Here is a 7,877-nt window from a genome sequence, read left to right on the forward strand (position 1 = left end):
GGCGGCTTTGCCGCCGAAGCATGTACCCCGCCGCAGGAGTGGAAAAGGGTCGACGGCAGTCGCGAGCGTAGCGAGCCGTGGAGCGAGGGCGGAGGGTGCGGGTAGCTTTGCTGCCCGCACATCTCCACGCAGCCCGAGCGGTTAATAAGACCAGGTAAGGGAAACGCCAGAGCTATGCTGGTTAGCGTCGCCGCGTTCCACAATGGGTGAGTCGGCAGCAGGGCCTGTCAAGCGTTTGTATTCATAGAACACGCCAGCGGTGTAGTTGTCAAAAAACCGATAGTTCAGCATGGGGGAAACACTTACGTGCTTAATGCCGCTGCCGGGGGAATATTCGTCATAGCCGGAATGGCGGCTTTGGCGTTCGGTTATGCCAAAAAACTGCTCGTTGTAGTCTTCGCTGGCAAACTGGGCCCCGGTTCTCAGCATAAAATTCAGGTCGGTTACCAGGGGTTGATTATAGGTCAGGTTGGCATCGGCGGTAAAGCCTTCAGCATTGCCGGTGCCGTGCAGGGCTCTAATGCCCGTGCCAAAGCGGGGGTGGAACTGCCAGTTGAAAAAGCCGCCCACTTCCATGCCGCCGTCTACGTCGCCAAGGCCACGCAGCAGGTGGCTGTTGTTTTCATCGCGCCCAAAGCGGTAGCTTACCAGCGGCCCGGCTGTCATGGTGGGGGTGCGCAGCACGTTCACACCTGCGCCCCGCGTGGTGGAAATGAAGAAGTACTGGTTATGGTACGTTACCAGGGGAAACGGGCGCACGCGGTAAGAGTCGGCCCCTTCAAAGTCTGGCTTGACAACGCCCGCAGCCCCAATGGAAATATGGTGGCGAAGGGCTCCGCCTTCTGCATTTTCAGCAGGGGAGCCTGTGGGGTACGCCGCATTGTTTTGGCCGTTTGCGGGGGGTGTTTCTTCTTGCGCCAGGGCAGGGGCAGCAAACAGGAAAAGTGCTGCGGCTGTGGTTAAACAACCATTGCGGAATGAAGTGAACAAGTTCATTGCTCTCTCTCTTGGTTCAGATGTTGGGGGTCCCCCCAGTGTGCAGCAGCGTTGTGGCCGGGCAGTTGGCAGGGAGCGAATCCTACCGTGTTCACACCGGGGAGTGTGTTAAAATACCAAAGAATGAAATTTTAATGCAACAACTGTGCCCTGCGAGTACGGTGTTAACGTGTTGTGCATTGGGTTGTTGTATTTTGTGTGTTCGTATCGTTTGGCGTATACGTTATTTTACGTTAATGTGCCATAGGGGAATGGCTAATTTCTACATTTTTTTTGAAAATTGTATAAAAGTATATCAATGCGGTTGGGCTGTCTTCTTGTTTTCAGGCAAGCGTTGCAGCAACATGAGCGGCAAAAAAAAAGCGGTTGGAAAGAGAGAAGGCACGTTACGCAACGCCATTTTGCTTGCAAAATGGCCTCAATACTGTCCAGCTACCTGCTTGGACAGCATTGAGGCATAGGTAAGGTAGGTATGGCCTGTATCGTAAATGCGGCATGGTTGGGCCCTGAGTATTTCAACTTTGAACTGCCCCAGTATGCGAAGGAAAAGAACGACAACTGTTCAAAGGTAGCAGGGCCTAGTGTGTTATTCTTTTGCAACACCTGTTGCCGTTTGCTTCCACAAAGTGCAAGGTTTTGGTGGGGCAGGCGGCAATACATTCCCCACAGCGAATGCAGTCTCTGGAAGGAATGGTTTGGGGAGTTTCCCAGGTAGTGTCAATAATGGCAAGGTGCATGGGGCATTGTTTTTCGCAGCGTTTGCACTTTATGCATTTGACTGGGTCAATGGCCAGGGAATAGCGCGCGCCCCCTGTCCAGTTTTGCAGTGTGCCCATGGGGCAAATGTTGCACCACGTGCGGGAATTGCCAAAAAAGGCCAGCACAATACCCAGCAGGGTGGTTACCAAACACACCAGCCAAAAGGCCAGCCCCCATTGCTGCCATTCCGTGGGGTTGCGGCTTATGTTTACGGTAAGCACGGTGCCAAGCAGCACCATAAAGCCTATGCGCACAATGGGTTTTTTCAGCCAGGCTGGCGTGGGCTTGCCAGGGCTTACCTTGCTGAGCACGCGCTCCAGAAAGCCCCCGCGGGGGCACAGGTTGCCGCAAAACCAGCGCCCGGCAAGCAGGCCAGAAATAAGCCCCCCTGTCATAGCTGCCAGTACAAAAAAGCCGAGGGCCGGGTATTTCCAGCCAGCTGCCAGCACCACAAAGGTAACCAGTGTGTAAAGCCATTGCCAGGAGCGGCGTGTTTTGGAAGAGTGAAACAGTGGTTGCATGTAACGCTCCTTACGCAAGCACATGTAGGGGAAAAGAATGTGGTAAGGGCTATACTGTAATTGGCAAGTTATTGCTAGAGAATTATTGCCGCTTGCTTCTTAGCTGAATTTATTTGTTTTTATGCGGAATGCTTAGCCTTCCTTTGCTTGTATATGCAGCGCCCCCTGTGGAGCCTGAATAAGAACGGCATAATGCCCTGTTGCCCCTTTTGGTTTGTTGGGGTAAAAAACGTTGACTCAATACAATTACCATTGCCGAGTTTGGGCTTGGGCTTCCAGGCGCAGCAGGCATTATGAAAGGAGCAATATGCGCATCGGCCCCTATACATTTCAGGAGTTTAAAGAACGTGCCGCGGCGTTTCACGGGTACCCTGCCCCAGGGCTGCTTATTGGCGGCTACATGGTGAGCATGGCCATGCGCCCCCTGCCGGAAGGCACCCTGTTTGAAGCCGTGGTGGAAACCAAAAAATGCCTGCCTGATGCCGTGCAAATGCTCACCCTGTGCAGTGCGGGCAACAACTGGATGAAGGTTATCAACCTTGGTAAATACGCCGTTTCCCTGTTCGATAAATTCACCGGGGAAGGGTTCCGTGTTTCAGTGGACGTGGCCAAGCTGGGGCCATACCCGGAAATTCGCGGCTGGTTTTTAAAGCTAAAACCCAAGGCAGAGCAAGACACAGAGCGCCTTTTTGCGGAAATTGAACGCGCCGGGGAAACCATTTGCACCATTACCCCCATCCGTATTCGTTCCGCCCTGCTGGGGCACGCCCACATGGGCACCATTGGCATTTGCCCCCACTGCGGCGAAGCTTTCCCCCAGGAAGACGGCGTGCTGTGCCGGGGCTGCCAGGGCGAGGCACCTTATAGCCTGGGTGTGGACCCTGCCGGGCAAGGGCAAACGCCCCTTGTTGTTCCTGTTGAGGAAGCTGTGGGAAAAAAAGCCCTGCACGATATGACCCAGATTATTCCTGGTGAATCCAAGGGCGTGGCCTTTGCCGCCGGGCAGGAACTGAGCATTGGGGATGTGTGCCGCTTGCAGCAAATGGGACGCTTTCATGTGGCAGTGCAGGGGGAGAATACCCCGGACGGCGTGCATGAAAATGAAGGGGCAGAATCCTTTGCCAAACGGATGGCAGGTGAAGGCGTGCAGTTTTCCCTTCCCCCCAAGGAAGGAAAAATCAGCTTTACTGCCAGCCATGAAGGCCTGCTGTGCCTGAACGCCAAAATGTTGCACGCCTTTAATATGCTGGGCGATGTGATGTGCGCCACCCGGCAGGACGCCACGGTGGTGCAGCAGGGCAGCGAATTTGCCGGAACCCGCGTCATTCCGCTGTACATAGCGGCAGAACAGTTTGCCACTGCCTTGCGGGTGCTCAAGGCTCCGCTGTTTTCCGTGGCACCGTTGCGCCCCGCCAAGGTGGGTATTTTGGTGACGGGTACGGAAGTGTTCAAGGGCCTTGTACAAGACAAGTTCATTCCCATTATTTCCCGCAAGGTGGAAACGTATGGCTGCACCGTGGTCAAGGCCACCATTGCGCCAGACGACAAAGGCCACATTGCTGCGGAAATTGAGGCCATTCGCGCTGCCGGGGCCGACCTTTTGGTCACCACCGGGGGCCTTTCCGTAGACCCGGAAGACCTTACCCGCCACGCCCTGGTGGCTGCGGGCATGCAGGATGTGCTGTATGGTATGCCTGTGCTGCCCGGTGCCATGAGCCTTGTGGGCCGTATTCCCGCCCCTGGCAACGCACTGGCAGAACCCGTTCGCGCCCAGCACCAGGCCCTGCCCCTGTGGCAGCCTGCGGCAGGAGAAATGCAGGTTATTGGCGTGCCTGCCTGCGCCCTGTACTTTAAAATAACCATGTTCGACGTGCTGCTGCCCCGTATGCTGGCAGGGCGCATGCCCACCAGGGCGGAAATTGCAGGCTTTGGGGAAGGCGGCTTTTGCAGCAACTGCCAAACCTGCACCTGGCCAAAGTGCTTTTTTGTGCGGTAGTTCTTTGATTTATTAGGATGAAAGGTAAAAAGGGGGGGGAGAGTAACATCCCCCCTTTTTTTTGTACATTTCATGCTTACTTTACATTTTTGGAGGGCAGCGTCTCCCAATACTACAAGGAGTAATTCTCATGCAGTCTCTTCATATGATGGGTACTTTTTGGGCCACTCTGGTGGCTGCGGCCATGGCTTTTGGGGCATCGCCATTGCAGGCTGGCAGCCCTGCGGGAGTAGGCCAATCACAACAAACACAACTGGAGGGTGCAAAGGTGAAGCCAGTACAGGAAATATATTTTGCCGGGGGTTGCTTTTGGGGTGTGGAAGAATACTTTTCCCGCATTCCTGGGGTGCAGGAAGTGACCGTGGGCTATGCCAACGGAGAAACCCAAAATCCTACTTATGAGCAGGTTTGTACCGGGAAAACCGGGTATGCGGAAGCGGTGCATGTGGTGTATGACCCCCAGCGTGTGAGCCTGAAAACCCTTACGGAGCAGTTTTTTAAAGTTGTTGACCCTGTTAGCGTGAACCGCCAGGGCAACGACAGGGGAAGCCAGTACCGAACAGGCATTTATTATGTGCAGGAAGCGGATAAACCGACCCTGGAAGCGGTAATGGCAGCGGAGCAGAAAAAACATACCAAACCTCTGGCCGTGGAACTGCGCCCCTTGAAAAATTATTTTCTGGCAGAAGAATACCACCAGGACTACCTGAAAAAGAACCCAGGCGGTTACTGCCACATTGGGTTTGAAAGCCTGAAAGACTTGCCCAAAGAGCCACCTGTTGCTGTGGCCCCCGGTAAATATACAAAACCAGCCGATGCCACGCTGCGCGAAACCTTAACGCCCCAGGAATATACCGTTACCCAGCAGGCAGATACAGAACGGGCATTTACCGGTAAGTATTGGGAAACAAAACAGCCTGGAATTTATGTAGATATTACCACAGGGGAGCCGCTGTTCTCCTCTGCTGACAAGTTCGATTCCGGCACAGGCTGGCCCAGCTTTACAAAACCCATAGACGCCGCCGTGGTGCGCGAACATACCGATAGCACCCTTGGCATGCAGCGCACAGAAGTACGCAGCCGGGTGGGGGAAGCTCACCTAGGCCACGTGTTTGCCGATGGCCCCAAAGAAATGGGGGGCCTGCGCTATTGCATAAACAGCGCATCCCTGCGGTTTATCCCCTATGATGCTATGGAAAAAGAAGGGTATGGGGCGCTGAAGTATTTGGTGAAATAGGAAACGGTGTCTTTTTTCCTCCTTCCGCTCCAGCGGCGGGTGCACCCCACACAAAAGCAAAGTCCGCCAAGGCGTTTAACCTTGGCGGACTTCTTTGAATGCGTATGTGGTGTCTCGACAGCTACAGAATAGATTCTACAACAGGCTTATTTTATTGTGTAATCTTGCAAGGCGATTTTCTTGTTACCCCCAAAGTTACCCCGATATTTTTGAGAGTGCCCATAGGGCTGGGTCATTCTCTTTTTACTAATGCCATGCATTACATGCAGCCTAAAATAAACGTGTAGCCTATTGCATGATTTAGTTAATTACGCATTTTAGAATATAAGTGATGGAAAAGGAACGGGTATAGGGAACGGCTGTAGTAGTTCAAAGCACAGGCCTTCCCTCCAACTCTTGACCCTTATCTTCTATTCACCAGAGAAGCATTGTCGCTGCTCATATAGAATTATTTGGTTGGGGGACAGTGTTCTAATGGGATTGATGGATGATTTGATATTGCATGTGCTGCGATATTCAGATATGCTATATATCGCCTTTTTGTAGTAAAATGCCTCCAATGATTATAACCCATCACCGGCGGAGAAATGAACCATGGCAGACGTAAATGAAGTAGCATTGTATGGCCTTACTGACGCAGATGACCGTTTTGTGATGTACACAGGCAGCACGGCTGCCAACATCAACAATAAAATTATTACGGGCGATGTGCGGCACAACGATGCTGACTTTGCCGCCATGGTAAGCACCGGCACCGTAGATACCCTTTTGGGCAAGGCCACCTTTAATGCCGATGGTACCATTACCTTTACCCTGGCAGCTGATGCCGCCACCCGCATGGGCGCAGGAACAGGCCCGGTGAAGGATTTTGTGACGTATGAATACCAGGACAGCAACAACCAGATTCACCAAAAAGTGCTGGAAGTTGTGGTGGTGCGCGACCCTGCTGGCAAGTGGGATTCCCCCAATGATATCGATGGCGAAACCCAACAGATGTATTTGAATATCAATTCCGGCAGTAATGCATCCCTCACCCAAGGGTTGACGCAAGGCGACGACACCCTGCGCGGCAGCTCTCAACTGGCAAATGCCAAGGTGGATTTTGGTGATGGGAATGATGTGCTGCAACTGACTAATGCGTCACATGGTACGCTGAGTAATAGTGTGGTGGATATGGGCGATGGGAATAACCTGGTGGAGATAAGTGCAGGTGCCGCAGTCTCAAATGGAACTTGGTATAGTACAGTAATGTACCAGAGTACTTTAGTTACTGGCGGTGGAAACGATACATTATCTTTAACAGGTGGAGCCGGCTATTATATGTTTTGGGGGAGTCGCCTGGAAACAGGGGCAGGTGATGACAGTGTCTCCCTGGTTTCAGTTTATACGGGAGCATACGAAGCTGTTGTAATAGGTTATGATAAGGCAGCCTATATTGATCTAGGGACAGGCAATGACACTTTGTTCATCAATGCCAAGTCGGCCACATATGGGGCCGTCCGTAGTTATAATCAAAATGTCACTATTAATACCGGAATCGGTGACGACAGCATCATCATTCAGTCCCCCACCCTTGCCATAGGCAATGACTATAAAGACACATCTCTACTCCTGAGCAGTGGCGATGGGAACGATACGATGACCCTTATGGGTGGAATACAAGGCCTTAACTTTGCGGCCCGAGCCAAAACCGTTGTGGACCTTGGGGCAGATGATGATGTGCTCACCCTGACCTCCACGGGCGCAACCTCTGCCATTACCAACGCCACAGTGCTGGGTGGTGCTGGTAATGACGCCATGCGCATTACCTCCGCAGCAGCGCTTTCCGGCGCTGTGGTGAATGGGGATGATGGTAACGACTTTATCCACATCAGCACAGGCGCTGCCATGGTGAACACCGCCATTAACGGTGGCGCGGGCACGGATTTTGTGCGCCTGGAAAGCACGGTGCTGCAAGGCACTGTCATGGGGGCAGGCTCCACCCTCACAGGCGGCACCGATGCAGCAGGCGACCTCATTGACCGCCCGGCAGGCGATGACGTGAGCCACGCCATTGGCGACGTGCTGAGCCTGAACCGTAATCTTTCCATAGATTCCCACGGCACGGCGTTAAGCGCTTCCGGCACAGGCACGTTCAATTTCGGTGGCATCAATGCCACCAACGCCACGCAGTTTGAAGCCCTGCACCTGGATTACACCGGGGGCACAGGCAGAGACATGATAGACATTGACAGCGTGCTGGCAGGCATAACTGCCAAGGGCCTGGACTGCGCCATGAAATCGCTGGTGTTCACCGGAGATAGCGCCGACCGCTACACCCTGCCCGCAGGCTGGACACAGGTGGGCACGGGCATCAGCCTGGCAGGCT

The 7,877-nt window shown here is 53.5% G+C and carries 5 protein-coding genes; 3 read left to right on the forward strand and 2 right to left on the reverse strand.

The window, feature by feature from the left end; genetic code table 11:
- Positions 1 to 141 precede the first annotated feature (141 nt).
- Together G497_RS0114135 and G497_RS18430 are read right to left on the reverse strand one after the other, a co-directional pair.
- The gene (locus G497_RS0114135) at positions 142 to 996 is read right to left on the reverse strand and encodes a MipA/OmpV family protein (protein WP_027188634.1); all 855 of its coding nucleotides are present in this window, start codon (positions 994 to 996) and stop codon (positions 142 to 144) included.
- Positions 997 to 1,574: 578 nt separating this feature from the next.
- The gene (locus tag G497_RS18430) at positions 1,575 to 2,276 is read right to left on the reverse strand and encodes a 4Fe-4S binding protein (RefSeq protein ID WP_051258161.1); all 702 of its coding nucleotides are present in this window, start codon (positions 2,274 to 2,276) and stop codon (positions 1,575 to 1,577) included.
- A gap of 307 nt (positions 2,277 to 2,583) precedes the next feature.
- On the opposite strand from G497_RS18430, the gene G497_RS0114145 reads away from it, so the two are divergent.
- From G497_RS0114145 to G497_RS0114155, 3 genes are all read left to right on the forward strand, one after another.
- Positions 2,584 to 4,272, forward strand: a complete 1,689-nt coding sequence (locus G497_RS0114145) for an FmdE family protein (RefSeq protein ID WP_027188635.1) — start codon at positions 2,584 to 2,586, stop codon at positions 4,270 to 4,272.
- A gap of 130 nt (positions 4,273 to 4,402) precedes the next feature.
- Positions 4,403 to 5,509: a peptide-methionine (S)-S-oxide reductase MsrA gene (gene msrA, locus G497_RS0114150; protein WP_245576400.1), complete on the forward strand. Its 1,107-nt coding sequence runs from the start codon at positions 4,403 to 4,405 to the stop codon at positions 5,507 to 5,509.
- 594 nt (positions 5,510 to 6,103) lie between these two features.
- Positions 6,104 to 7,877: hypothetical protein (locus G497_RS0114155; protein ID WP_027188637.1), on the forward strand; the 1,774-nt coding region annotated here is incomplete at its 3' end.

The organism is Desulfovibrio cuneatus DSM 11391, assembly GCF_000430005.1.
GTDB classification, from domain to species: Bacteria; Desulfobacterota; Desulfovibrionia; order Desulfovibrionales; family Desulfovibrionaceae; genus Frigididesulfovibrio; species Frigididesulfovibrio cuneatus.

Coding starts and splice junctions, on each gene's coding strand:
- G497_RS0114135 (WP_027188634.1), bottom strand. CDS start 996: ATGAACTTGTTCACTTCATTCCGCAATGGTTGTTTAACCACAGCCGCA.
- G497_RS18430 (WP_051258161.1), bottom strand. CDS start 2,276: ATGCAACCACTGTTTCACTCTTCCAAAACACGCCGCTCCTGGCAATGG.
- msrA (WP_245576400.1), top strand. CDS start 4,403: ATGCAGTCTCTTCATATGATGGGTACTTTTTGGGCCACTCTGGTGGCT.
- G497_RS0114145 (WP_027188635.1), top strand. CDS start 2,584: ATGCGCATCGGCCCCTATACATTTCAGGAGTTTAAAGAACGTGCCGCG.